A 25,549-nucleotide genomic window follows, 5' to 3' on the forward strand; every position below is an offset into this window, starting at 1 on the left:
CGAGCTATCGCGATTATTCTGAGGGACAGCATTATCTGCCTTTCCAAACCGGAGCGCGCTTTTCAGCGAACGCTCGAGGCCCCTCGAGCCTATCCTCTGAGCGGCTCAGCCTATCAACTGTCGCGAGCTGACGGCGTCCTACCCTGTTCATGGCGTCCTGGAAGGAGAGCGGCTCGGCCACGCGTACTGTCTCCTTGATAGCGGCAAAGACCAGCGGCGGACCACTTGCAAGCAAGCCCGCGATCTCGTGAACGCGCTGCTCGAGCTTTTCCTTGGGCAATACTTCGTTGACCAAGCCCCAACGATGCGCCTCTGCGGCATCCATCCAGCGGCCGGTGAGCAGAAGGTCCATTGCGACGTGATAAGGGATGCGTTTCGGCAACTTAATCGACGCCGCGTCGGCCAGGACGCCTGCGCGAATTTCCGGCAGCGCGAAGGAGGAATGATCGGAAGCGTAGATCAAGTCACAGGAGAGTGCGAGCTCGAAGCCGCCGCCGACGGTCATCCCGTTGACACAGGCAATCACCGGCTTGTTGAGATCCCGCAGCTCCTGCAGGCCGCCGAAGCCGCCGACGCCGTAGTCGCCGTAGGCGCCGTCGTCCGTCCCGCCGGCCGCGGCTGCGGCCTTCAAGTCCCAACCGGCGCAGAAGAACTTGTCTCCGGCAGTTTTGAGGATTGCGACGCGTAGGTCTGGATCGTCGCGGAACGCCTTGAAGGTCTCCCCCATCACCCGCGACGTTTTGAGATCGATGGCATTGGCCTTCGGCCGGTCAAGCGTAACTTCGAGAACCGCGCCATCGCGGCGGGTAGTGATAACGTCAGTCATTCTTCTCTCCAAGCATTAGCAACACATCGGCGATCCGGACGCCCTCTCCCTCGAAGCTTGAAGCCTCTTTCTTGGCAGGAGCCGAGCAAAGCCCGTTTAAAACTGCAGCACTCCTAGTGACACCCTTGATCCGCGGGCTAAATCGCGCTTCGCGCTTCCCATGGCGTTTATCTCCTTCATACAATCAAATGCTTCTCAGTATTTGAGGGCTGGCCCGGGACGACTAGCGGCAGTTGAGAGGTTTCGCAGCGACGTTCCGTTCAGTGCAGGCCGATGCTTGCGCCGGCGCGCCGGGGACGAGGCAGGTCCGCGTGCAGTCGGGCTAGCTTCAGCACGCGCTCGCGCACTTTCCCCTGCACGGGACCGCTATGCCGACTGGCTGCGTCGACGTGAATCAGCATCTGCTCGCCCGTGGCCGCCGGCCGCTCCTCGCCCTCGCACGTGAGCACGTGGAAGATATGTAGGCATTTGTCGTCAGCGCCGAGGACCTGTGTGAGCACCTGCACGCGCTCGCCGGCATACAGCTCCCGGAGATGGGACAGGTGCGTCTCGCGCGTGTAGTACGACCCGTATCTTGAGCGGTACACGGCGTCCATGCCGATCCAACTGAACAGGCTTCTGGTGCCCATGCCGCAGAGCTCGAGATAGCGGCCCTGGTTGACGTGCCCGTGGATATCGATCCAGTCGGCCGGTATCTCTACTGTTGCTATTCGAAGCGGGCCGGAACCATCTGTGAGCTGGGGAATGCGATCAAGCAGCCCCTTTTCCCAGCGCGCGAGCGTCTCGCCCGCGCCATATCCCTCTGAGCGCAGCCCCCGCAGCACGGCCACAAGAGCATTGTCGCGGTTCTCTTCGAGTTCTGCGGCAGTGAGCTTCTCAGCCCGAGCGTCCGTCTGCTCGGCTAGCTTGTCGATGAAGGCGTCGGTGTACTGGGGCGCATCGGTGAGCTTTGTCCACGGCGACGTCAGCTCGGGTCTCCATTTCTCCAGGAACATGCGCATCGCAGCCCCCCCGCCCCCCATCCGAAAGGGCCCCACGACTGCACGGCGCAGCCCGAAAGAGTACCGGACAGCATCATCAACCTCCTCCACCGTGGCCACATCGTCATGCACCAGCCACAGCGCCTCGCGCCATAGCGCCTCCTGCATCCGGTTCGCGACGAATCCATCCACCTCTTTGCGCACCACTAGCGGGTGCATTCCCACTGTCCGGTATATCTCCGCCGCCCGACCTAGGACCTCAGGCGTGGTGCTCCGCCCCCCGCACAACTCAACCAGCGGCAGCAGATACACTGGATTGAACGGGTGGGCGACGAGCAGGCGCTCGGGGTGATCCACCCCCGCCTGGAGCAGCGACGGCCGAAATCCGGAGGTCGAGGAGCAAATCAAGGTCTCAGGCGCGGCTGCCTGGCTGGCAGCTACGAGCAGGCGCTGCTTGAGCTCAAGGCGCTCCGACGCGGACTCCTGCACGAGATCCACGCCCTCCACAGCGTCGGCAACCGAAGTCACCACCGTCAGCGCCCCCTCGGCTGGCAGCGGGACCTGCGTCAGCCTTCGATACGCCCGCCGCGCGCTGCTCAAAGTCTCCTGCATTCTCTCGACCGCACCCGGCGCGGGGTCATATAGACGCACGTCCACTCCGTTAAGGAGAAACCGTGCGGCCCACCCACCGCCGATGATGCCCCCTCCCAGTAGGCCGACCTCTCGCGGTCGCCTCCCCGGCGAGCACATTGACACCTCCGCCATGGACTTTGACACCTCCGCCATGGACTTTGACCTCTCAGGCACCAACTTTGAGCCGAGCTTCTCGCGCACGTCATCGGCGCCCAACAACCGCATTCCAATCCTGCGACAAGTTTTGTCGCAAGTAAGTACTATCGTGTCGCGGGGTCTGAATTTAACTAATAGAGCAAGACACGGAGCAGAAATTCTGCGCCTGACCGCCAGAATGCGAAGCTTTTATCTTGTCGGATTTGGCGCTCGAGGGAGCAAAACAGGCTATGAAATCCCGGGTTCGCAAGAACTGTCGCGCACAACCGGAGGCATCGTTAACGAATCAGTGGTCAGAGTTGCCGGCACGTTGCCACTTTGGTCGCCGCTCGGGGTCGGCGAAGCTTTCGCTGTCAGTGCGCGTAGTCGTTTTACCCGGGCATTCCGAATCGCTCTCAATAGCAGGCCGGAATACGATCTGCAGGTTCGCAAGGCATGTGGCTACGGAACATGCACTTGGATTGTAGCAGCCACTTGAGAATGACGCATGATAATCGAGCTCGGCGTGCTTTGGGGCGCTTGGGGAACATGGGCTCTGCTGTCGAGCGCCTTCATTTGAGACTTTTGTCCACACAGGACGATGTCACGCCGGGCTGCGGGGACGTTGAGGGCCGACCACATTGCCCGCGTGGGTTACAAAATGCGGATCATCGAAAGCTTGAATGTCTCAATTCGATTGAGGCTGCAGAGCAAGGCCGCGGTATGCGCTGCACGCTTGAAACCGACGGCCCGTCTACCCTTCTTCGCAGAGCCGCGCGAGTTTCAGTGGGTCGCATCCTATTAAGATGATGGCCTAATGCTCTCATCATTTGGTCGTGTCAGTTGCTCGCGGCCTTCGCTCATCGCGTAAGCCATCCAGCGGCTGCGTGACAACCACCTGCGCGACGTCGTCTTGACCACACCGAGTTTCGGCGGCCAGCTCAAAGCTCCTGGACTTCTCGCTTAGGGATCCGATTAGTAGCCTCGCGTCAGATCAACCACGTTCCGTAGCGGTTTATTCTCGATGAATCGCTGCAGGTTATCGCCGAAGATCTCGAATAGGCGGGTGGTGTAGTCACTCGCATAACCGGCGACGTGGGGAGTAACGATGACGTTTGGCATCGTCCAGAGAGGGCTGTCGGCGGGCAGCGGTTCTCGCTCAAACACATCGAGGACGGCTCCGGCGATGGTCCCTGCCTGGAGCGCCTCGATGAGTTCGCTCTCCGCAACCACTGAGCCGCGGGCAATGTTAATCAGGAAGGCCGTGCGGCGCATAAGTCGAAGCTGCTCGCTGCCAATTAGCTTGGTCGTTTCGGGAATGTGAGGAACGGCCAGTACAACGAAGTCGGAGAGTTGCAAAAGTTCAGCGAGGCCATCCGACGGGAAGAGTCGGTCGACTCCCTCGATTGGCTTGGTGACATCGCGTTTCGAGCCGACCACCGTCATCCCAGCGCTTTTGCCGCGACGCGCGATGGCAGCGCCGATCGAGCCCAGCCCGACCACGCCAAGCGTCCGCTCGGCGAGCGGTGCGATGTAGCGGGGATCGGGCCATTCCTTACGAGACTGCTCGCGCATAAGCCGGGGGAAATCCCAGTGCATCATGGTCATACCCGCCATTACGAAATCGGCGATGACTTCTCCATGGAGCCCGCGAGCGTTGGTGACGATGAGATCGCCGAGGCGGTCGCGAATCGGCAATATCTTGTCTACGCCAGCCGCGGTGGACTGGAACCAACGCAGCCGGCGCGCCTTGTCGAAGTCCTCGATAGGAAAACGGGAGGCGAGGAGAACGTCGGCCTCTGCAACGTGGCGGTCTCGGGAAGCCGCATCCTTAGCGACCAAAACGCGCAGATCGGGAAAGCGCTGACGGATCAAGGATGCATAGTGAGCACCGTCGGAATCATCGATGAGTATGGTGACGGCACCGTTAGCCGCAGGTGCGGAGGTTGTCATGGCCAGCTTGTCCTAGTCCTTCGCGCACGAGCGCATAATGAATAGTAATAACGCGATTGATCGCGCCGATGCATGGGAGGCCGTCCGTCTGGCGCAAACCGATCATGCCCCGCGCCCAGCGGCGCGACCACTCGCGACCTCTCCGGCAAAAACGACGGCATCTCAGGCATCGCCTTTAACTCCTCGGGCACGAACTTCGAGCGTGAGCTCCTGGCGTAGCCCAGTCTGCGACAGGTCTTATCGACGTAGTAGTACCGGGTCGCGGGATCTGAATCTAATCAATACAGCACTTCGCAGACCAGAAATTCTGCGCCGAATCATCAGAACGCGAAGCTTTTGGCTCGTCGGCGTTGGCGCTCACGAGAGCAGGCCGCGAGAGTTCAATGTCCTGTGCAGCAACCGCAAACCCCGAGCTATTCAGTTCGCAAGCGCCAGGGGTTGCCTGCAAAGTTAGGTATCGTTAAGCGAGCGGTCGTCACGCGTGCCAGCGACGTTGCGGCGCATTGTTTGCCGCTGCGCGTCGCCGAACCTTTCGCCCGCAATGGTGCAGGCCACTATCCACGCACTCCTGGGGGCTCTTAGTCGAGGACAGAATACGACCTGTGGGCTCGTAACGATCGCTCTAACGCATCGTGACCGACAGCGTTTCCCTCTACGACAAAGATTGCAGAACCGGCTGTTCGTCAGTACCGGACCATGTGCTGCTCCAGAGATCGCAGGCGCGACGCGCTCCTTCTTTAGCCCGATGGATCACGGCCCAATCTAGTCGTCCGTTAAGAAGGCGAATTGAGCGGGGCGGGACGGCCGAACGTGCGCCATAGCTGGAGCGGGATGAGGCACAAGAGTTCTCTGAGCCAGGCGAGGATGCGGCGGAAGTTGTGGCCCACGGCTGAGAGGATGACGTTAGCCGCATCGCCGGCGCGACCTTTGAGGTAGCAGCGGCCGAGGTGACCATCGGCCTTCAGGTGTCCGATGATGGGTTCGATGGCGGAGCGGCGGCGCAGCTCGCGCTTGATGACACCGAAGACGCCGCGCTTCTGGCCGGAGATGAAGATCCGTCGGGGATTTTGTGCGTCGTGGCCGCGGTATCCCTTGTCGACATAGGCCCGCTCGATCGCGCAGCCGGTGAGTGTCTCGGTGCGGTCGATGACGTCCCGCAAGGTGTGACCGTCGTACGGGTTATCGGGTAGCGCCCTGGCGTGCAGCACGAACAGGCCCCCGGGAGAACGGCGGTTGTTGGTGACGATGGAGGCTTTGACGCCGATCTATGGACCACGCCCGCGTTGCAAGAGGAATCGACAAAGGGATGAAGCGGTTTGCGCCAATCTATCCGGCTTCAATTTGGGGCTGTTGCCCCGAGCCATCATGGATATCCGCTCACTTCTGTCCTCAATAACTCGCCGGCCTCAAGAAGGGCCATGGAGTCGAACCAGGCTTCAGAAGTGTCGGTGGAACCGTTTCTCCATTCGTCCTTTCCGTCTCGCAAACCTCGACGGGTTATTGTGCCTTCTGATCCCGACCTTGGATTTTTCTTTCCGGCCCTGTTTCTTATGCGGTGCGGCCCAGGAGGTTGGCGTCGTAGTCACGGCCCTTTGCGAGCATGCTCCAGGCCATGCGCGCAAGTTTTGCGGCCAGGGCAACAACCAAGACATTGGAGTGGAGCCGCTTCGACGCTGCCTCTAACCAGGCTGCGAAGCCATGCCGAGGCCAACTCTGACGCTGCAGAAGTACGGCTCTGGCACCTTGAATAAACAGCGTTCGCAGGTACCGATTACCGCGCCTCGATATGCACCCGAGAATGGTTCGATCGCCGGTCGAGATTTGCTTTGGTACCAGACCAAGCCATGCTGCAAAGTCTCGGCCTTTATGGAAGGCATCACCGGTTCCGATGGCGGCGACCATCGCGCTTGAGATGATCGGCCCGACGCCGGGCGCACTCATTAGGCGGCGACAGTGTGGATCTTGATCAGCGAGTTCGTCGATTTCTTTCGTCATTGACGCGACCCGTCGGTCGAGATAGCGCCAGTCCTCGGCCAAGTCCTGAATGAGCTGGATCACGCGAGGCGATAAGTTGTCGTTTGGCGCTGAGAGAATCTGAGGAAGTGCCAGTCGGAGTGCTGCCGCTCCCTGCCGCACTGGTAGCCCTCGTTCAAGCAAAAAGCCCCGGATTTGATTGATGACCGCCGTTCTCTGCGTCACCAATCGGCTGCGAACTCTGTGTAGTGCCTGTAAATCAAGTTGTTCGGCTGACTTCACTGGAACGAACCGCATTGTCGGCCGCTGAGCGGCCTCGGCGATCGCTTCAGCATCCCGAAAGTCATTCTTGTGACCCTTGAGGTATGGTTTGACGTACTGCGCCGGCAAGAGCCGTACTTGATGGCCTAATTTCTCGAGCCTGCGCCCCAGATGATGTGCGCCTGCACACGCCTCCATTCCGATCAGACAACGCGGAATATTGCCCAGCGACTGGTCAAGCTGATTTCTCGACCGCTTCTTGCGTAGCGTAATTGCGCCTGTGGCATCGAGACCGACGACGTGGAATGTGTTCTTCCCGAGATCGATGCCGATTGTGACAAGGTTCGTATTCGACATGGCTTGCGCTCCTGCTGCTGCCCCCCGCCGGGCTGCACGTTGCCGCTGAGAGCGGGCGTGGTCCATGCCATTAACTCGTAAGGCGCGGCTGCTTTGCCCTTGCCGATGCACTCCACCTCCGGGGCGTGGAAGGAATAAAGCTTGAAGCCGCGCTGGCGCTGCTGCTGCGAGCGGATCTGCGAGGCCCGGCTGAGCGGGAGGGCGAACGTGTTCTCAAGCACAGCCTGACCTTCGATCTTGCGGCGGATATCGCGGATGATCCGGCCCAGTCGGCTGCGCAGGATGCGCAACTGCCGCTGATGCCGCTTGAATTGCTTGGCATGGCCGTAGCGTCCCGCCATCATTGTCGCGGTTTTGGCAATGCGCAGATAGGACTGCCGCAGCTTGACCCCGTGCTTCCTCGCCAGCCGGTTGAGCCCCTTGATCGCCGCGTGCAAGAGCTTCGCATCGGTCGGGAAGGTGATCGCCTTCGGCTGCACGGTGGTATCGACTGTGACCCGCTTGATGTCCTGGCTGCGTAACGCGCCGGCCTCGTGTGCCACCCGCAAGCTCTCGGCCAGCAACAGCTCCAGCTTGTCGCCGAGCCGCTTGCGCCAGTGGCTCAGGTCCGAGCGCTCGTGCGGGAATGCGTGCTGGAAGAACTCTTCGCCGGTGAAGTGCTGGAAATATGGGTCGTGGACCCAGCGCTCGCACACCCCCTCATCGGACAGCCCGTAAATGTGCTTGAGCAGCAACAGCCCGATCATGAAGCGGGTCGCGATCCCGGGCCGACCATTCTCGCTATAGAGCGGCGCGATCTCGCCGTCGATCCAGTCCCAATCGACCTTGCCGGCGAGCTGAACCAGCTCGTGCTTCATATTGATGATTTGGTCCAGCCTGGCCCGGAACAGATCGCCCGATCCCGTCGTCCTGTGCTTCTTCGGTCGCATCGCCACCTCCGATGCGATGACGGAATCATGGTTGGCGATTCGACGGAATCCTGAAAATGAAATTGCAAGGTTCCGACGCCCGAAGCACCAAACCCCTGCAAACGCAAAACAGTCCACAACGACAAATGCGATTCTAGCTCAATCGCTTAGCCACTCTTCACGGACGACCAATCTAGCTTGGCCATGCGTGCTTCGTCGCGGCAACTCGCCCCGATCAAGTTAACCCGATGTCAACACCTACTCGGATTTTACCGCCGCGTGATCGCGGGGGACCCGTCTCGCTGCACGTGCTGTGAACCAGTGAATAGAAAGGCCCCCGGCGGGCATGCCGGAGGCCTTCTTGGAGGTTAACTTAGATGTATAGAGCTTCGTGTCTCCTTCCGCTGGCTTGATAGAGAATCAGAAATTCCGCTGAGCTTTGAGCAGGAGCGTGAGAGCATTCTGGTCTTTCAGCTCATACAGGCCACCCGGCTTGGCGATCGCTGTCTGCACCGGCAGCGTCACCGTGCTTCCGCTCGCATACTTCTGATCGAGCATCGTGTATACGAGTTCGGCCGAGAAAGTTAGGCCTTTGACCGGTGTCCAACCCGTGCGCGTGCCAACTGCCGCGTAATTGAAGTCGGGGTTGCAGCCGCCAAGACCAGTCGAGAGCGCGAGGTTTGCGACGAACGCGCCACAGAGGTAGCCTTTGGCCGTACTGTTGTAGCGCACAGCGGCCCATGCACCGAAGATGCTGGTGGCCCAGTGCGGATCCCAGTTGTGAGTGTAGCCGCCGTTGAAGCCAAAAGTCCTAGTGAGTTCCTGACCGGAGCCAGTCACAAAGACCGAGTCAGACACACCAGCGAGCCCGACGCTCTGATAAGCACCCGCTAAACCCGTGCTTCCGTACATCGCGACGCTGGGTGCAAATGTATAGTCGTGAAAGTTGTAACGGCTTGCACCATACGTATACACAGTTGACATATTGATCGTGTCACCAGCACCGGTCGGAATATTCTTGATCGACAATGCCAACTGACCCGCCCCGCCCCACTTATCTTCGGGGTGGCCGGTGACCTCGGTCGCGCCATAGTAGGCAGCATGGTTATTATGCGCCCCGACAGAGGCTTTGAAATAACCCCAAGTCTGATCAACAGTAACGGAGGCGACTAAATCTGGAACCCTCGCGCCACCGAAGTCGCTGGCACCGTAAACACCAGTGGCAAGCCCTGCCGCCGTCGCTGAGCTCACGTTCCAGATAGCAAGCTGGTTACGGGAAACCGGATCCTCGGCCGAGAAGGAGGCCGAGATGCCTTGGCCGAAATCAAACGTATAGGCAAACTGGAGCGCGGGGTCCCAGCCGGCGGCGCCCGGTAGCTCAAAAGAGTTCGCCGCATACTGGCCCCAGGGAGTGCTGAACTGGGACGACGCTTTGCCGAACGTGAAGCCGGCGAATTGCATGAAAGCGTAATAGAGACCGGGGGTACCCTGATCGATCTGATTACCAATGCCCGTCGTATACGTCGTGCCGCCTGTCCCGGCACCGCTGTAGGTACCCCCTGTATAGGTCCAGGCAAACTCGGCGAAAGTGCGAAGCAGACCGTATTCGGTCGCGGTACGCGTATCGACGAAGAGGTCTTGACGAGTGCGCCAGCTGTAATAGTCGCTCAGGCGATTGTGCGCGGCACCGACGCCGTTGTTCGGCGCATCATAATGGTAACTCGTGTTAAATGTCGTTTCAGCGCGCAGGTAGCCGCCCAATTTGATACACGTATCAGTACCCGGGATGTAGAAGAACCCAGCGCCATACAAGGAGCAGATCTTAACGTACTCAACCGCTTTAGCCTTGACCGGGAGATCAGCCGCGTGTGCCCCGCCCAAGGAGACCAGTGCCGCTGCCGAACCCAGAAAAAGGCTCTTTGCCATCTTCATAAAAGACCTCCAGTGTTTCACTTGAAGATTGGCCGCTCACCCCGGCGATTGACCATCTTCGCCCCCCAATCGGTCTCGGCCGACAGGGTCTTCCTCGAACGCCGGCTACTAGATTGACCGCTGGCGTCGCGGTGCGGATCATCCCGCCGCTCGCAGGGTTACGTTGACAGATTGCGTTCGATATCGGCGTGAAAACTTTGTACGAAACGCACGAACGCGCCACCGCACTGAGCCAGAGTGTTCTAATCGCGTCATAACCGTACGATTAGTACGGACGATGCAGATGAACGTACGTTTCGTACGCACGATCATTCATTTGGGTCCGGGTTGAATTGCACGCCGAGATTATTCGCGAGCGCCTGATACTCAATTCGAGAGCTGCATGCTGAGAGGCATGTAGATCTGATCAGGCTTAATCAGCGCGCTCCGTCGCACGCAATCTTCGACGCCGATGCGAATGAGCGCGAACAGCTAGCTACAGCACAACGATTCGAGAGGACGAGCGCAACGTCGCGCACGTGTTGATGGATCACCGAAACGTTGCGTACCCCTCGCTTTTCGAATTCGCACACCCGATTGCGGTGGCACGACTATCTACACGTTGCTTTGTTCGCCCTGATACGCGCTGAATTCGGCATGCGGTAGGTTTCCCAGGTCTGAGGCCTGAACATCTCCTCAAGACATCGGACGCACTACTCCAATGATTATATTAGCGCTCGGGCAAACTCAGGTTCGACTATCTTGAAGGTTTACTCCAAGATTTCTCTTCGTGTTGATTGAAGATTGAATGAAGTAGACGTGCTGAAGCCGGCAATCAGCAAGGACATTCGGTCCATGCCTTGGCTCCGCCGAGAGCAATGCTTTGTAAAGCCAGCGCCTTGGAGTCATGAGAACCGCAGATGAACAGGAAAGCACCATCGCCCAATCTGACGAAGAGCTAGATTCCAGGGCTGTGTCGAATGCAGAACAGAGCTGCATGCACCCAATCAGCACGACCCTGCCGATCGAGGGGGCCGCGAACTTTTGAATGAGCGTGACTGTGCCGCACAATGGTGTGCTTCGGTGGTCCGCATTGTTCGGGGCATGCTTTGGCGAGGTGATCGAGAATGGCCAGCGCGATCAGGCCAGGCTCGGTAATGAACAGTCGCACACATTCAAGCCGCCCGCCCCGCGTTATCTGGGGATGTCCCGGGTTCTGTTGAATTTCTGAAGAGGTCGGCGTTGCCCACCTTGAGCCGGTAGGCTCGGGGTGCTGATTCCAAAGGAGAGCAACGCCATGACGAGAGATATCACACCGGCTGGTGCGCTGGCGACCGGGGCCGTGGACGAAGCGTTTGCAGAAGTGCGGGCAAGCTTCGATCGGTTCTGCCTTGCGGCACGGATCGAGGCGCTCGGCACGATGATGGAGGCGGATGTCACGGCGGCCTGGGGCCGCGCCACGGCCGCGATGCGGCGCGGCGGGCGCACCGTTGGGGCCGAACGCGGGGCCGGATCGGCTTCCACGGCGGCAAGATCGAGGTCGAGCGTCCGCGGGTCCGGGGCGTGGACGGCCGCGAGGTCACCATCCCGAGCTGGGAAACGGCGGCGCAGGAGGACTGGCTCGGTCGCTGGGCGATGAACCTGATGCTGATCAATGTGTCGACGCGCCGGTTCGGCCGCGCTGTCCGGCTGCCCGAGGGTGACGTGCCGGCACCGCCCGGATCGGGAGTTTCGAAATCGGCGGCCTCGCGGCGGTTCGTAGCGCTGTCGGCGGCGCGGCTGGCCGACTTCATGGCTGCCGATCTGTCCGCGCTCGACCTTCTGGTGGTCCAAATCGACGGGCTGCATCTCGGCGCGATCTCGTGCTGGTCGCCGCGATCGGGGTTGACGGCGAAGGCAACAAGCATCCGCCGGGGCTGGTGGAAGGGGCGACCGAGAACGCCGCAACGGTTCAGGCCCTGCTGGACAACCTGGTCTCGCGCGCGCTCGACCCGACGGTGCCAAGACTGTTCATCGTCGACGGCGCGAAAGCGTTGTCGAAGGCGATCCGCCGCACCTTCGGTTCGGCCGCTGCGATCCAGCGCTGCCAGATCCACAAGGCGCGCAACATCATGGAACGCCTGCCGAAAGAGCATCATGCGGCAACCCGTCGGGTGCTGCGCCAAGCTTGGGAGCTCGATGATGCCGACAAGGCTGAAAAATCGATCCGCAATCTCGCGCGCCGGTTCGACCAGCAATGGCCGGGCGTAGCGGCGAGCATCCTCGAAGGCCTCGACGAAATCCTGACTGTCGTCCGGTTGAAGCTGCCGAAGCAGCTTCGTCGATCGCTCGCCTGTACCAACATCGCCGAGAACATGATGGGCACCATTCGCCGCGTCACGTGCAACGTCAAACGCTGGCGGGATGCCGGGACGGCCTTGCGCTGGGTCACGGCCGGCATGATCTAGGCCAACAAGGGCTTCCGACGATTGAAGGCGCATAAGCAATTGCCGGTTCTGCGTGCGGCCCCTCAAGCTCACCACGATCGCATGACGATCAAGCCCGTTGCCCACGTCACGAGGGCCGCGTAACATTCATTCCGGCAACGTCGGCCGACGTAGTTCAACAGCGATCGGGACATCCCCCGTTATCTGTCGCTATGGATCGATGGCTGGCATCAAGGGCTCGGTTGAAGCGTAAGCGCCTGAAATAAGCTTGTAGCAGCTGCATGCCTTCTGCTCGAGGCACGCGCGTTCCTCAATCCGCAACACGCCGCGAGTTTTGCGAATCAATCCTTGTTCTTCGAATCGGATCAGAGTTTCCGTCACCCCAGCGCGGCGCAACGCCAAAACAGAAGAGAGGTAATCATGTGTTACTGGAAGCACATCAGCATCAATAGCGTCACTCGCCAAACACAGCCAGCACGCGAGCCGTCTCTCACGATCATGTCGGACGCCACACAATCCGGTCTGAGCGCAATGCAAGCTCAGTGCATGAACGTACCGGAGAAGATGTTCTCGAATTCCAGAGCGCTCGCGCATCACGCGTCGAAGGTCCTCAACGCGAATTCTGTGCGCACTTCCCGGAAAGAGCACCACAGATTGATGGGTGGCAAGATGGGGCCCGAATAGGAGCGAAGCGCCGATAGCTCCGCCAATTCCTATCACCGCTGTTTCAAGAACGCTTCCCGCGGCGACAATTCTAAGCGAGACAAGTCCCGACTCTACAAAATAGACATGATCGAGTGGCCTCTTCGACTCTTGCAGGACCATGCGTTCTTTTAGAATGACGGGCTCAAGGAATTCCCCTATCGCCGCGAGCTCTTGAAGGGAAATCCTCGCCAGAATCTCGTTTTTGAGAAAGCGCCGCGAACCAGAGCGGGCCGCACCGGACCGCTGGAGCATCCGATCTGCGTCGGAGGTTCGCGTGAGAGCTGCAGCGCCGGAGACTTCAAGCGCTTCGCGGACGGCGGGTACTTGGTCGGTCATGCTGCGGTCCGCCTCTGTTAAGGATATCTTTTTAGATCACCCTCTTCACGGACTGTTGATTCTTAGTTTAGCGATGCGCCGCCCCCGATTCATGCAATGGGACGGCATTCGGCGAGTAAATCCTGCGATGGAAGGCCGTCTGCCGATTCATTCCGGCGAGCCCCGCGTGGCGCATACCTGGGCTCCTCTGCCGGCGCATCTTGTTTGAAGAGCCCCGGCGTTTTGCGGGTGCCTCGCGAGATTTAGGTCCCGGATCACGTGCAAGCCCGAGTGTTTGCGGCCACAAGAGTTGGGCGGTTCTGCGCACGTCCGAAACTGCGACCATGCACATGGAATGACGAACATGGACGCTGGGTCCTCCGAGAAGGCCAGGTAAACCCATCAGCCAAGATAGGCGCTGTCTCGAATCGACAGATTTTCGGGTGGGCAAGTCGACGCGCAGTCTCTCTCGCTAAGGTCTGCGCAAGGATACACTGATCGCGTCCATGGCCTGCTTTCGCGGCACGTATGCGATCGGTACAGGGCACCAGCAGCGGTGTCCTGCGGCCAGCTGCATGCGTCCCTCGCCTAAAGCAACTTTAGCCGTTGCAATTCGACGCGCTCAAATTACTCAAGCCTCGCCTTCATTCCGCAGCATTTGTTCGAATTCGGGCCGATTCCTGCTGTTATTGGTCCTCGACATACCTCAATGATCGCTTGTTCGCTGCTGACGCATGTAAACGCGAACGGAAGGGCCTAAGAGCCTTAGGCTGTGCCGCGCCACGCAAATTCCTGCAAACCGAAAACTCCGCTGGGTCGCTTTGGTCATGATTTCGCTTTCGGATCTCAAGCGCCGCATCGATGAGGGCGAGCTCTCGCCGGCTGCTGCACTCTCGCAATCACTCGCGGCGATCGAAAGCACGAAGAGAAAATCGGCGCCTTTGTCTGCCGCGCGAACAGCCCGCGGGCCAGAAATGACGGGCCGGCATTGCCGTCGGAATCCAGGATCTCATCGATACATCAGATACTTCCGACAGAAATGGGCTCGCCGATCTACGAGGGCTGGCAGCCGCGTGCGGACGCGTCAGTGGTGACGCTGCTCAAGCGTGCGGGCGCCAGCATTGTTGGCAAGACCACAACGTGTGCTTTCGCCGGGCACGATCCCACTGCCACACTCACTCCGCGTAATCATAACCACACACCGGGCGGCTCGTCGGCAGGCTCAGCGGCGGCCGTCGCCGCCGGCATGGTTCCACTCGCGGTAGGTTCGCAAACCGCTGGCTCGGCAATTCGCCCCGCTTCCTTCTGCGGCGTAGCTGCGATCAAGCCGTCTTATCGGCTGCTGCCGACCGTCGGTCTGAAATGTTATTTGTGGACGCTTGATAAAGTCGGGCTGTTTGCGGCCGGCGCGGAGGACCTTGGGCTCGCTCTTGCAGCGATATCCGAGCAGTCGGAGTTTGCAGGTTACAGGTTGTCCGACTCCGCTACGCATCGGCGTAGTTACGCACGATTTTGCCGGCCCAGCGGAAGAAGAATCCGAAGCGGCATTGCGGAAAGCGGCTTCAGCGGCGCAGCGCGCGGGCGCCAACGTCCAGCACCTCGAGCTTCCCGGTATCTTTGCAGAAACATGGCAGATCCAAGCCAACATCTGGGATTTCGAGCTGCACCGCGCGCTAGCCTGGGAATACCAGACGCATCACGACGCGATTGCGCCGAAGCTGCGTGCCAGAATGGATGAAACAGTGGACATTCCGCCAGCGCCTATCGTGCGGCGTTGCACACCGCAAACAGCGCGCGCGCTGCATTCCCCAATGCACTATCCGATCTGGATGTGGTCCTAACCTATTCCGCGCCTGACGCCGCACCGATCAGTTTGGATTCGACAGGTGGAGCGCGCTTCAACAGCCTCTGGACAGTCCTGGGCGCGCCATGCGTCAATGTGCCCGCTCATATTGCAGAGAACGACTTACCTGTCGGAGTGCAAATCATTACACTCTTCGGCGACGACGCCAAAGCACTCGCCGCCGTGAGGTTCCTTGAAAGCGCGTTGCGGCGCTAAAGTTCACTTGGCATGTAAAACTTGGCTCTGACACAATCTCCACTTAGCTCTATTCTGCAGCAGAACGCTTTTCCGCTCGCATAGGGTTCACGGCGACCAGCTTGACGCGCGTGCGCTGACATTCAGTTCTTGAAGCACGGCAAAGTCATTGGTCTGCTTCGGTGCTGCGTCACGCCTCACGCTGCCGGCTCACCCGAGTTGCCCTTCGACTTGACAGTTATTATCGAGACGCAGGTACCAATTGGGTGCCATCCCCAGACCGATAGCTCGACAACGCTTCACGTTGGGCTGCATTGCGACCGCGCCCAGGAAGTTGGCCGCGATCTGATCTTTGAGTAGCGCCACGCAATTGTCCCTTCGATAGGCGGCGGAACTTCACGTAAATGAGACGTCAGTAGCCGCGCGTCAGGTCAACCACGTTGCGTAAAGGTCTCTTCTCGATAAATCGCTGCAGGTTGTCGCCAAAAATTTCGAATACGCGGGCGCTGTAATCGCTCGGGTAACCTGCGATGTGGGGAGCGATGATGACATTAGGCATCGTCCAGAGCGGGCTATCGGCTGGGAGTGGTTCTCGCTCAAACACGTCGAGAAGGGCTCCGCTGATCGTGCCGGCCTGCAGCGCCTCGACCAGCTCGGTTTCGACAACCACGGAGCCCCTTGCGATGTTGATCAGGAAGGCGCTCCGGCGCATGACTTGAAGCTGGTCGCCGCCAATTAGCCTCGACGTTTCTGGCAGGCGCGGAACGGCTAGAACAACGAAGTCGGAGAGCGCTAAGAGTTCAGGAAGGGCATCCGGTGGCACGAGCCTGTCGACGTCGGCGATCGGCTGGCTCACGTCTCGTTTGGAACCGATCACCGTCATTCCTGCGCTTTTGCCGCGTCGAGCAATTGCTGAACCAACTGATCCAAGCCCGACTACGCCGAGCGTGCGCTCCGCCAGGGGCGGAACGCATCGTGGACGCCACTCCTTTCGAGACTGCTCGCTCATAAGCGTCGGGAAGTCCCACTGCATCATGCCGATACCAGTCATTACGAAATCGGCGATGAGGTCGCCATGAATACCGCGAGCATTCGTAACAATGATGTCACTAATGCGCTCGCGGATCGGTACGAACGCTTCAACACCAGCGACGGTAGCCTGGACCCAGCGCAGTCTGCGCGTGTTTTCGAAAAGACGGGCAGGAAAACCCGAGGGGCTCGTCAAAATGACGTCAGCTTCTGGCACATGACGTTCTAGCGACTTCGCATCTTTGGCGCACAACACGCGAACATTGGGAAATCGCCCACGGATCAAACGCAGATAGTCATCGGCGCTCGCATCGTGGATGAGAACGGTGATCGCATCCGCTGCCGAAGGCGTGGAAAATGCCATAGTGAGGTTGTCCTATTGCTGCCGCCCGAGAGCGCATCTAAGGGAAGGAAAGGAGGTCTAGTGACACGTCTTATCGATGATTGTAGTACTGACAGTTCGCGGGGTCCCGGTCGCTCCTAACTGGAAGCGCGCAGCGCGGGCAGTTTCTCGACCTCAATTCGAGCCCTCTAGCTCCATTCCAAACGAAGCGACAATCGGCGTCCGCCCACTTACGTGCGCACTATTTTGTTAACTCGCTCGAGTCGAGCACTGCGACCTGCTATCCATCGTTCCCAATCAATTGTCTTTTTCAACGCATTGCGCTCAGGCGAGTCGAGCAACAGATCTTTGCGGATCTCTTCCGGCAACTTGACGTCGGTGGTTACGCCATACCGAATTGCCCGCGGCAGCCCTAGCATACCTTCGTCAGAGAGAAGCTGCTCAGCAAAGGCGTGAGCGGCTTCCTGGTGCCTCATGCCCCTAACCACGTTCATGTACGTGCTAACGCAATAGAGGCCTTTAGCAGGAACGACAGTCTCAATTGGGGCACCCTTGCTACGCAACTCGTAGGCGCGACCGTCGAAAAAGATGCCTGCGTACGCTTCTTCGTTCTGCAACATCTGTATTTCAGCGACGCTGCTCTGTGCTAAAGCGACAATGTTCCGCTTCGCAGCCTCCAGAATCTTGTATGCGGGCTCCATATCTGAGACCGAGCCTCCATTTTCCTCCGCTAAGCCGAGAAGATAGAGGTTGCCGGCGTCGAAGGTCGGCGCTGGAATAACCACGCGTCCCTGCAGATCCGGCCGCGCGATATCCGAATATGAGGTGAGCGGCTGCTTGATGTATTTTGAGTTGTACACCGGAACGACAGTGTAGACACTGAATGGCACACCGTAGCCGTCGTATTCGCGAAAGTTCGGAAGGATGCGTCGAATATTGGGAACGTCTGTCGCCCCCATCTCCTGGATAATGCCTGCCTTAAGTAGTTCGACCATGAGGGCACTATCCGCCTGAAACAAGTCATATGGCGGATTGTCCTTGTTTGCGATCAGTTTGACGACGTCGGCTGATTGATTGCCAGCGATGATTTGGACCTTGAGCCCGTATTTCTCGTCAAGTGGCGCGGCTACGCTCTTCATTAACGCTTCGTCCCAGGCACCGCCGAACCCGTTTACACGCAGCGTAATGCCCGCAAACTTTTTCGACTGAGCCTGAATGTAGGGCGCGGCCAGAACGGCCGTGGCAGCCGTCGCGAGCTTCAAAAATCGTCGCCTTTGCATTTTCCGATCTCCCTCGCTTTTCCCGCTCGAAAATACTGTGCCTCGGTAGCGCTGGCAGGAGGATAACCTTCGGGAACGTCGGTCCAATCAAGAACTTATCCCGATTAGTGGCTCGGCTCCCGCTATACGCCGGTATATGCTTGCCCTGCTCTGCTGCACTATCCTCCCGCGCGTTTTCAGTTATGGGTTTTGCTGAACCGAGGGTCGCATTTCTCAAGCGACGGTACCCGCTTCTTCAGATTTAAAAATATCGGGATGAGACACCCCCTAGCAGAAATACTGCGCCTGACAGGCCGAATTTGACGCTTTCATGTCAGTGGTCTTTCGATAAGCTCGGCCGCCGACTTGGGAAATTCGAATGGGCGCGGCCTAGCCGGCACGTCTCTTGTCTTGGGCCTTCGGGCTCCTCGTCATTCCCTTTGCCATCCGTCACACCGGGGCCGCTGGCGGGACTGCCGCGCTTGAGCCTCGCGATCTCGAACTATTCTAGCTCAGCTGCCGGTGCGAACGTACTGCGGGCCGTCGGCGTAATCTCCTTCCCTACTTGCTAGTCAGCGATCGCGCCTGAGCGCACTCTGCCGACCACACAGCCTCTAGGTTCTGGACCCTGCGTAACTTACCATCTCTCCGCGCGCCGCCCCGGTCCGTTGTCACACGACGGTTGGCGTCTCGGACCGGGTACACAGTTGAAACGGTGCTGCGGAGAGAGACGTCACTTGACGATGAGTTCTCGTGGGAAATCGGAGAAGCATTGGGCTCCGCTCTCTGTCATCCGAACCGATTCACTGATCATCAAACCCCACTCATCGGTCCAGATGCCAGGTATGCAATGGAACGTCATATTTGGTTTGAGGACAGTGCGGTCTGATGGCCGTAGACTATAGGTGAGCTCACCCCATGTGGGCGGATATCCAATTCCAATGGGGTATCCGATGCGGCACTCTTTGGTCAACCCGTAGCGATTGATGACCTGGCGCCAGAGACCCTCAACCTCGCCGCACGTCATACCTGGACGGGCGGAGTCGACAACGGCCGTAAGACCTTCAATCAATATATTTGCCGTGTCCTTCAATCGCGTGGGTGGCCTACCTAGGTGAACCGCCCTTGCCAGGGGAGCATGATAACGATGCCGGCATGCACCGAGCTCAATGCTGGTTAATTCGCCCTGCTTGTGTGGACCATCTATCCACGTCAAATGAGGTGTTGCCGATAGCCGACCAGCCGGTAGCAACGGTGGCTTACACATGTACTCTCCAGAATGATCATCATCTCCGTATATCTCTCTATAATAGATTTTTGCTGCGACCTGGCTTTGTCTTACGCCTGGAGCGATCTCAGATACGGCATCATGCATCGCTTGGGTTGAGATCTTTCCCGCCTGCATCATGTATTCGATCTCTGCGGGCGACTTAACGGCTCTGACCCAATTGACAAGTCGATCTGCGTCCTTGAACCGTGAATTCGGTAACTGTGTCGTGAGCACTTGGTGGCAGCGCGCTGAGTAATAGTAGTTATCCATCTCGACTGCGATGGTCTTTGCGTTCATTTTTGTTGAGTGAATGACAGAAGCAATAAAAGCCATCGGATGCGATGACTCGGATCCCACAAATTCATCTCCATAGGAAAGCACGTTCTCCGGCTTCATGTAGACCGTCAGTCGGGCACCAAGCTCGTCGATGTTTCGTACCACCAAGATCGGCTCATCTTGAGTGAGAGAAACGATCAGCATCTGATGCGTATAGTATGAGCAGGCATCGTATCCCGAGAGGTAAAAGATGTTGGCGGGACAGCTGACAAGCAGGAGGTCAATGCCTGACGCTTGCATTTTGCGTTTTGTGTTGTTGACCCGTTGGGTCATTTCTGCATTCGAAAACGGTCTTTTCGGTTCGTTCATATCACCCTCCCTTGGGGCGCTTGCTTAGAGAAGAGACGCTTGACTTACACAGAGGTGGCGTTTTGAAAGCAGAGGAGCGAGCTCACCCGCAGCATTCCTGCTTTGAGTTCGGCGCGTCTTACCTTCGTGCTCCGAAACGATGGTGACGCGCGCGGCTTAAACACCTAACCTCGAACTATTTTGTTGACGCGCTCGATCCGAGCGCCGCGGTCTGCCATCCACCGTTGCCAATCGACCCTCTTTTTCAGGGCGTTGCGTTCGGGGGAGTTGAACAGGAGGTCGTTGCGAAGCTCTCCTGGCAACTCGACATCCGTCGTTACACCATACCGAAGCACTTGTGGTATTCCGAGCATGCCTTGATCGGACAGTAGCTGCTCAACCAAGGCATGTGCTGCCTCTGGATGCTTCATGCCTTTGATGACGTTTATGTAGATGACGACCGAGTAAATGCCCTTGGTCGGGACGACGGTCACAATGGGAAGGCCCTTGGTGCGCAGTTCGTGCGCGCGACCATCCCAGAAAGCTGCCCGCGTAAGCCTCTTCGCTCTGAAAGATCTGCACCTCGGCGACGTTGGTCTGTGCGAGCGCGACTATATTCGGCTTCGCGGCCGTCAATAGCTGGAATGCCGGCTCCATGTTCGTGATTGAGCCACCATTCTCCTCTGCCAAGCCGAGAAGATATAGGCTGGCAGTATCCTGTGTCGGGGCTGGAATGACCACGCGACCTTTGAGATCCGGCCGAGCGAGATCTGAATACAAGGTCAACGGCTGCTTGATGTATTTCGAATTGTAAACGGGAATTACGGACGCCACGTTGAAAGGAACGCCGTAATCGCCGTACTCGCGGAACCCAGGACGGATGCGCTTGATGTTGGGAACGTCTGATTCCTTGATCTCTTCGATCACACCGGCCTTAAGGAGTTCGACCATAACGGCACTGTCGGCCATGTACATGTCGTACGGAGGATTGTCCTTATTCGCGATCAGTTTGATCAGGTCCGACCCCGTCGCACCGGAATTGAATTGAATCTTTAATCCGTACTTTTCTTCGAGCGGCGCCCCCACGCTCTTCAAAAAGGTTTCATCGTAAAGTCCACCGTATCCGTTTAAGCGCAATGTAATGCCGGTGAACTTCTTTGATTGCGCATGGACGAAAGGTGCACCCAGAGCGCCGGCAGCAGCCACTGTTCCGAACTTCAGGAATGTTCGCCGTTGCATGTCCGCACCCTTCTCTATTCGTTTCGCTCTCTGAAAATGCCAGCTACTCGGCTCATTCCACAAACTCCCCGGCAATATGGATCAATCATTCCACGTTTCGCGGAACCGGAGTGCACATCTTGAAGGTTGTGATTATCGGCCGTATGCCGACGGGCTGAAGGTGTTGGGATAGCGCATTCGGGGCGCTCGAATCTCCGAGCGCCGTTGAGCTTGCCGTCCAGCGCGGATAGCTCGTAGCCAGAGCGTCTATGAACTCGCTGCGAGGGCCGAACAGCCACAGCTTCCGGATCACGCCCAACTGCTCGTTGCAAACCTTTGGAGATGCTTGCACCTATCGCAAAGACTAATAGTCGCGAGGTCTGGATTTAGCTGTTATAGAGCTTGCGTCGATGAAATTCGGCGCAATCTCGAACGATATGAAGCTTTCATACGCGTGCGCAACGGGCGTGACCGACGCTTTCTGCTGATTCTCCATTTCGTCGTCGGGTCACATTCCCCGAGTTCGAGGGGCACTAAGACCGCCGTCGAAGGGGCGAAGATCGGGTGCCGGAACGTTTTCGTTAGGCTACTTGGCGACCGACGGGCATGGGGTGTAGGACAAACTCGATAGCCGCTCTGATTAGCGGCGAATGGATACCTGGTGCGGTGCTTTTATCATCTGCCGCGTATCATATGGCCATGCGAGCCTGAGAAGCGTTGGCCTCGCATGCACGCTTTGACGGGAATAGGAGGCGGAGCCCGAGCGAATTGCCCAGCATCACTCCCTAATCCTTGCCCGCGCGACTACTCGGTTAGAGTCACATCGTGAGCCGCTTCACACTCGAAGACCGCGCCGGCGCACCTAAGTCGCATTCACGATCTCCGACGAATATTGCCGTCGTTGGCGCGGGCGCGGCTCGCTCAACATGCGCGATCGCCCACGCGTTATCGGGACTAGTCTTGAGTCAGCGTAGTAATATATTACCTATTTTGCCTGAACTCGCAGCCGCAGGCACCCACTAGCTGCAGCTGGGTATACGCAATTGTGTTCTACGGGAACGTGCCGCCGGACCGTTGGGTTGCGATGCATACGATCGGGCCAGCTATCTCGCGGAGAAGCGTCAGCGCGCGCGATCCTTCTGGCCTCAATCACTCCGCAATCGCGTATGACGATCGCCGCGGATCTGCGCCACCCATTACCAGATCGTCTCTCTTTCGGATCGCGTTCACTCCGCCCATGAAGCGGGACCAGCTGTCAACTCGCTTCACGGTCCAGCCGGCTTTGGTCAGCGCATCGTTCCACTCGGAGGGGCATCTGCTCTCCAGCACAACCTCCCGCCCGTCGTCGTGGCGCAAGCGCGGCCACTCAATAGCGGACTGGATGTCGAGCCCCTGCTCGAAGTGGCGTCGTATGACCTGGAGCAGTGCCTGCGGCTGGCCATGGTCTCCCGGCGTGGCTATTGCGAGCTCCACGCCCCCTTTCCCCGTCACCATTGCCGGGCAGAGCGTATGGAAGGTGCGAAACCCGGCACGAAGACCGCGAACCGGATCGCTATCGAGCCGCTCGAGCATGGCGCGATTGTGCAAGACGAGTCCGTGACTTGGGCAGACAATTCCTGATCCGAAAGATTCGAATAGCGATTGAACCCACGACACCGCGCTTCCCTCGGCATCTATGACAACCAACGTCGACGTGTCGCCACCGCCCGCAACGCTCATGGCGGGGCCTGCTTGAAGCTCCAATTTCCTGAGGCGGTCGGGCGAGAGCAGGTCTGGCGGCAGACAGATCCTTCGCTGGTCAGCGCAGTAGGTGTCGCGCATAGTAAATGCTGCGGTTTTCCGCGCCAGATAGGCAACAGGATCGATGAGGGGATCCGATCTGTCGGGGGGCGGCGGCGCTGGCTGAACTTCCGACAGGGCTAGCATCGCGAGTAATGCAAGCCCTTGCGAGTTCGGCGGCGCCACATGCACCTCCCGCCCTCGCCACGGGATTGACAATCCGCGCTCGAACACCGTCGCGTGCCCCTCTAAGTCCTCACAATCTATCAGCACGCCGCTAGCGCGCGCTTCGGCGAGCCACTTCCGAGCAAGATCACCGGAATAGAATGATCGCCAACCTTGGGCTGACAGAACCCGCATCGTTGCGGCAGCAGCGTGCTGCTTCAAACGCTCTCCGAGGCGACGCCCCCCTGCCGGACCGAAATTGGTAGCCAGCGCTGGGAATTGTTTCACGAGGTCCGCGTATTCGGCTCCGTTGAAGAAGTGGATCGCCGACGCGTCGAGAGCAACGCCCTGCTCGGCGAGTTCAATGGCCGGTTTTAGCACTTCTGCGAATGAGCGAGTGCCGAACCGATCGAGTGCCTCACCCCAGGCCGCAACAACGCCAGGTACTGTGACCGGCAGGGGTCCGCGCTGTGGCATTAGAGTCAGACCGCGCTTGCGCAGCTCGTGAGACGATGCAGCGCGTGGCGTTGCGCCAGAACCATTGATTGCGGTGACATCGCCATCCGACCTCGCATACAGCGCGATAGCGTCGCCTCCAAGGCCGTTCATGAACGGAATGGCAATGGCAAGGGTGGCGGCGGCCGCAATTGCCGCATCGATCGCATTACCGCCGCTTCGCAGCATAGCGGCTCCGGCTTCCGCGGCCTTGGGATGACCAGCGACCACCATCCCGCGATCACCCATAATGATGGGACGATGTGATCTGAAGACTTCTTCTCGGGTTGTCACGACTAGTTCCTCCAAAATCCGAATGTGTTCACTGACGCGTGCGTGAGTGATGAAGATCGTGCCGCCGTGATCCGCAAAGGTGCCGGAGCATGCCAGCTGCTCAAGTCACATAGTCTCCAGCACCACGTGTATTTCAGCAGCATCGTTGGCACTGATAGAAGCGACCTACACTAGCTCTCTACGAACACCTTGGGACGACATCGATGCGCATCTGCGCAACACATCCGATCACCACCTTCAAGTCGCACCTATCACGCACCAGAGCAACGGAGCGAGGCCGACCCGTCGTGGTTGTGTTTTCGGCGTACATTTCAATACCCGTTCTGCGACTGGAACCATTGCGAGCGGCACCGACCAACCGGCACTACCCTGATGTGGATCAAGACTCGGCTATGACGGCGGAAGCAAGAAGCATTCGCCGACGCACCCGATCACTTGATCCGATAAGCAGACGACATATGAGACACGCGAACGTTTTCGCGATGGAAGGACATCCGTCATGCCAGCACTTGGCGTCAGACCAACCCCGCAAAAGAGGTGCGCGCGCATGCGTTATGAATGAGGGTCACCAAATGCGTGAAATCGAACACTGGCAGGCCGACTTCCGCTTGGATTGCCCCCGCATAGGGCGGCAATAAGGCGCATTCTAGAAGGAGAGCTCCAGTATCAGGAGCCTCGTCCACGAGTCGCTTGGCCACTGTAACCACTTCATTCTTGATACGTGGGAAGTCTAGGGTCGTGTCATTTTGCCATGCCGTTTTGGCGAACTCCGGGCAACCGTCCATTCCCGCCACATGGATCCTCGCGGGGTCGATGTGCGCTGCTGAGAGATGGCGTGCGGATAAGCTCCGCGCGTCGGCGGTAATAACACCGACACGACGCTCTCTTCGTAGAGTGGCAGCGATGAATGGGATCAGCATGAGTGATGACGAGAACACGGGGATGCCGACCGCCTCGAGCAATTGATGTTGAAACAACACCGAGAACCCGCACGACGTCGTGATGGCATGACAGCCCTGCTGTTCCAAGTAACGAGCACCGTTGAGCCAAGGCTCAATGGCTTGCCGGAACTCCATGCTTTCCGGATCGAGCGCACCAAGATCGCGTACTGTGCCATTCCCCGAGGTGCCTTTGACGACATAGTGCAGAACTGGAAAGGCGAATGACGATGCATTTCCAATCGCGCCGGGCGGCCGCGGAATAAGTGTTTCGATCATCAGTATCCCGACCCGATGACCGTAAACGTTTTGCCCGCCCCTAAGTAAACCGCTTTCCATCATGCGCCTCTGAACGTTCATTGTTGCCACGAACGCCGCCTGCGAAATCATCTAGAAAATGATACCTCACATTCAAGTTCCTTTTCTTCGGAGGAGTCCCGAGGAACGCAGAAATTGAGCCATAGCATTCACCCAAAACCCCGGTTTTTGTGCGAATCGACAGTGGCCGGTTGATGTGCATATCCACTGATGCCGGAATTGCGCACTACACGCCAAGCGGCTGACGGATTCAGCGCGAAGGATCCTTCGGGCTCGCTGTCGAAGGCATAGACGTCGAATTTGTCGTTCAATCCTCGACACCCATGCCGGTCGCCGGCCGCCAGCGCCACTACGACGGTGGAGGATGTCGCGGCGATTGAGAGCGCAGGCGATCC

Annotated in this window: 16 protein-coding genes and 4 pseudogenes; 5 read left to right on the forward strand and 15 right to left on the reverse strand. The window is 58.7% G+C overall.

Annotation, left to right across the window (positions count from 1 at the left end; all coding sequences use genetic code 11):
- Positions 1 to 31: 31 nt before the first annotated feature.
- Both N2603_RS38890 and N2603_RS38895 read right to left on the reverse strand, forming a co-directional pair.
- Entirely contained in the window at positions 32 to 826 is a 795-nt protein-coding gene (locus N2603_RS38890) for a carnitinyl-CoA dehydratase (RefSeq protein WP_260386334.1), read from the reverse strand.
- 260 nt (positions 827 to 1,086) lie between these two features.
- On the reverse strand, positions 1,087 to 2,664 hold the full coding sequence (locus N2603_RS38895) for a 3-hydroxyacyl-CoA dehydrogenase NAD-binding domain-containing protein (RefSeq protein ID WP_311740803.1): 1,578 nt from the start codon (positions 2,662 to 2,664) through the stop codon (positions 1,087 to 1,089).
- Between N2603_RS38895 and N2603_RS38900 the strand changes: the two genes are divergently transcribed.
- On the forward strand, positions 2,570 to 3,073 hold the full coding sequence (locus N2603_RS38900; protein ID WP_260424454.1) for a hypothetical protein: 504 nt from the start codon (positions 2,570 to 2,572) through the stop codon (positions 3,071 to 3,073). The genes N2603_RS38895 and N2603_RS38900 overlap by 95 nt on opposite strands.
- 476 nt (positions 3,074 to 3,549) lie before the next feature.
- Here the strand turns inward: N2603_RS38900 and N2603_RS38905 are convergent, their stop codons facing one another.
- The 5 genes and pseudogenes from N2603_RS38905 to N2603_RS38925 form a co-directional block, all read right to left on the reverse strand.
- Positions 3,550 to 4,527: a D-2-hydroxyacid dehydrogenase gene (locus tag N2603_RS38905; RefSeq protein ID WP_260386335.1), complete on the reverse strand. Its 978-nt coding sequence runs from the start codon at positions 4,525 to 4,527 to the stop codon at positions 3,550 to 3,552.
- A 773-nt stretch (positions 4,528 to 5,300) separates the two neighbouring features.
- Positions 5,301 to 5,789: pseudogene (locus tag N2603_RS38910) on the reverse strand (transposase); the annotation flags it as partial.
- A gap of 286 nt (positions 5,790 to 6,075) precedes the next feature.
- Positions 6,076 to 7,119 carry an IS110 family RNA-guided transposase gene (locus N2603_RS38915; protein ID WP_260386336.1) on the reverse strand — a complete coding sequence of 348 codons (1,044 nt, stop codon included), beginning with the start codon at positions 7,117 to 7,119 and terminating at the stop codon, positions 6,076 to 6,078.
- A gap of 23 nt (positions 7,120 to 7,142) precedes the next feature.
- Positions 7,143 to 8,048 (reverse strand): annotated as a pseudogene (locus N2603_RS38920) (IS5 family transposase); the annotation flags it as partial.
- A gap of 399 nt (positions 8,049 to 8,447) precedes the next feature.
- Entirely contained in the window at positions 8,448 to 9,959 is a 1,512-nt protein-coding gene (locus N2603_RS38925) for a porin (protein ID WP_260386337.1), read from the reverse strand.
- Between the two features lie 1,027 nt (positions 9,960 to 10,986).
- Here N2603_RS38925 and N2603_RS38930 point away from each other — a divergent pair.
- Together N2603_RS38930 and N2603_RS38935 are read left to right on the forward strand one after the other, a co-directional pair.
- A complete protein-coding gene (locus N2603_RS38930) occupies positions 10,987 to 11,169 on the forward strand; it encodes a hypothetical protein (protein ID WP_260386338.1) in 183 nt (60 codons plus the stop codon).
- 66 nt (positions 11,170 to 11,235) lie between these two features.
- Positions 11,236 to 12,508 (forward strand): annotated as a pseudogene (locus N2603_RS38935) (IS256 family transposase).
- Between the two features lie 66 nt (positions 12,509 to 12,574).
- Here N2603_RS38935 and N2603_RS38940 read toward each other — a convergent pair.
- A complete protein-coding gene (locus tag N2603_RS38940) occupies positions 12,575 to 13,405 on the reverse strand; it encodes a Crp/Fnr family transcriptional regulator (RefSeq protein WP_260386339.1) in 831 nt (276 codons plus the stop codon).
- 1,018 nt (positions 13,406 to 14,423) lie between these two features.
- Here N2603_RS38940 and N2603_RS38945 point away from each other — a divergent pair.
- Together N2603_RS38945 and N2603_RS38950 are read left to right on the forward strand one after the other, a co-directional pair.
- Positions 14,424 to 14,786 (forward strand): annotated as a pseudogene (locus N2603_RS38945) (amidase family protein); the annotation flags it as partial.
- A gap of 55 nt (positions 14,787 to 14,841) precedes the next feature.
- Positions 14,842 to 15,225 (forward strand): amidase family protein, encoded by a 384-nt coding sequence (locus tag N2603_RS38950; protein ID WP_260424455.1) that lies wholly within the window; start codon positions 14,842 to 14,844, stop codon positions 15,223 to 15,225.
- Between the two features lie 609 nt (positions 15,226 to 15,834).
- On the opposite strand, the gene N2603_RS38960 is transcribed toward N2603_RS38950, so the two are convergent.
- From N2603_RS38960 to N2603_RS38990, 7 genes are all read right to left on the reverse strand, one after another.
- On the reverse strand, positions 15,835 to 16,815 hold the full coding sequence (locus N2603_RS38960) for a D-2-hydroxyacid dehydrogenase (RefSeq protein ID WP_260386341.1): 981 nt from the start codon (positions 16,813 to 16,815) through the stop codon (positions 15,835 to 15,837).
- Between the two features lie 209 nt (positions 16,816 to 17,024).
- Positions 17,025 to 18,074, reverse strand: a complete 1,050-nt coding sequence (locus N2603_RS38965) for an extracellular solute-binding protein (RefSeq protein ID WP_260386342.1) — start codon at positions 18,072 to 18,074, stop codon at positions 17,025 to 17,027.
- A 712-nt stretch (positions 18,075 to 18,786) separates the two neighbouring features.
- Positions 18,787 to 19,968 carry a M24 family metallopeptidase gene (locus N2603_RS38970; RefSeq protein ID WP_260386343.1) on the reverse strand — a complete coding sequence of 394 codons (1,182 nt, stop codon included), beginning with the start codon at positions 19,966 to 19,968 and terminating at the stop codon, positions 18,787 to 18,789.
- A 375-nt stretch (positions 19,969 to 20,343) separates the two neighbouring features.
- Positions 20,344 to 21,186, reverse strand: a complete 843-nt coding sequence (locus N2603_RS38975; protein WP_260386344.1) for an ABC transporter substrate-binding protein — start codon at positions 21,184 to 21,186, stop codon at positions 20,344 to 20,346.
- A 1,128-nt stretch (positions 21,187 to 22,314) separates the two neighbouring features.
- Positions 22,315 to 23,898: a gamma-glutamyltransferase family protein gene (locus N2603_RS38980; protein ID WP_260386345.1), complete on the reverse strand. Its 1,584-nt coding sequence runs from the start codon at positions 23,896 to 23,898 to the stop codon at positions 22,315 to 22,317.
- A 515-nt stretch (positions 23,899 to 24,413) separates the two neighbouring features.
- A complete protein-coding gene (locus N2603_RS38985) occupies positions 24,414 to 25,226 on the reverse strand; it encodes an aspartate/glutamate racemase family protein (RefSeq protein WP_260386346.1) in 813 nt (270 codons plus the stop codon).
- A 77-nt stretch (positions 25,227 to 25,303) separates the two neighbouring features.
- The gene (locus N2603_RS38990; RefSeq protein ID WP_260386347.1) at positions 25,304 to 25,465 is read right to left on the reverse strand and encodes a hypothetical protein; all 162 of its coding nucleotides are present in this window, start codon (positions 25,463 to 25,465) and stop codon (positions 25,304 to 25,306) included.
- Positions 25,466 to 25,549: the final 84 nt, after the last annotated feature.

Source organism: Bradyrhizobium huanghuaihaiense, from assembly GCF_025200885.1.
Classification (GTDB): domain Bacteria; phylum Pseudomonadota; class Alphaproteobacteria; order Rhizobiales; family Xanthobacteraceae; genus Bradyrhizobium; species Bradyrhizobium huanghuaihaiense.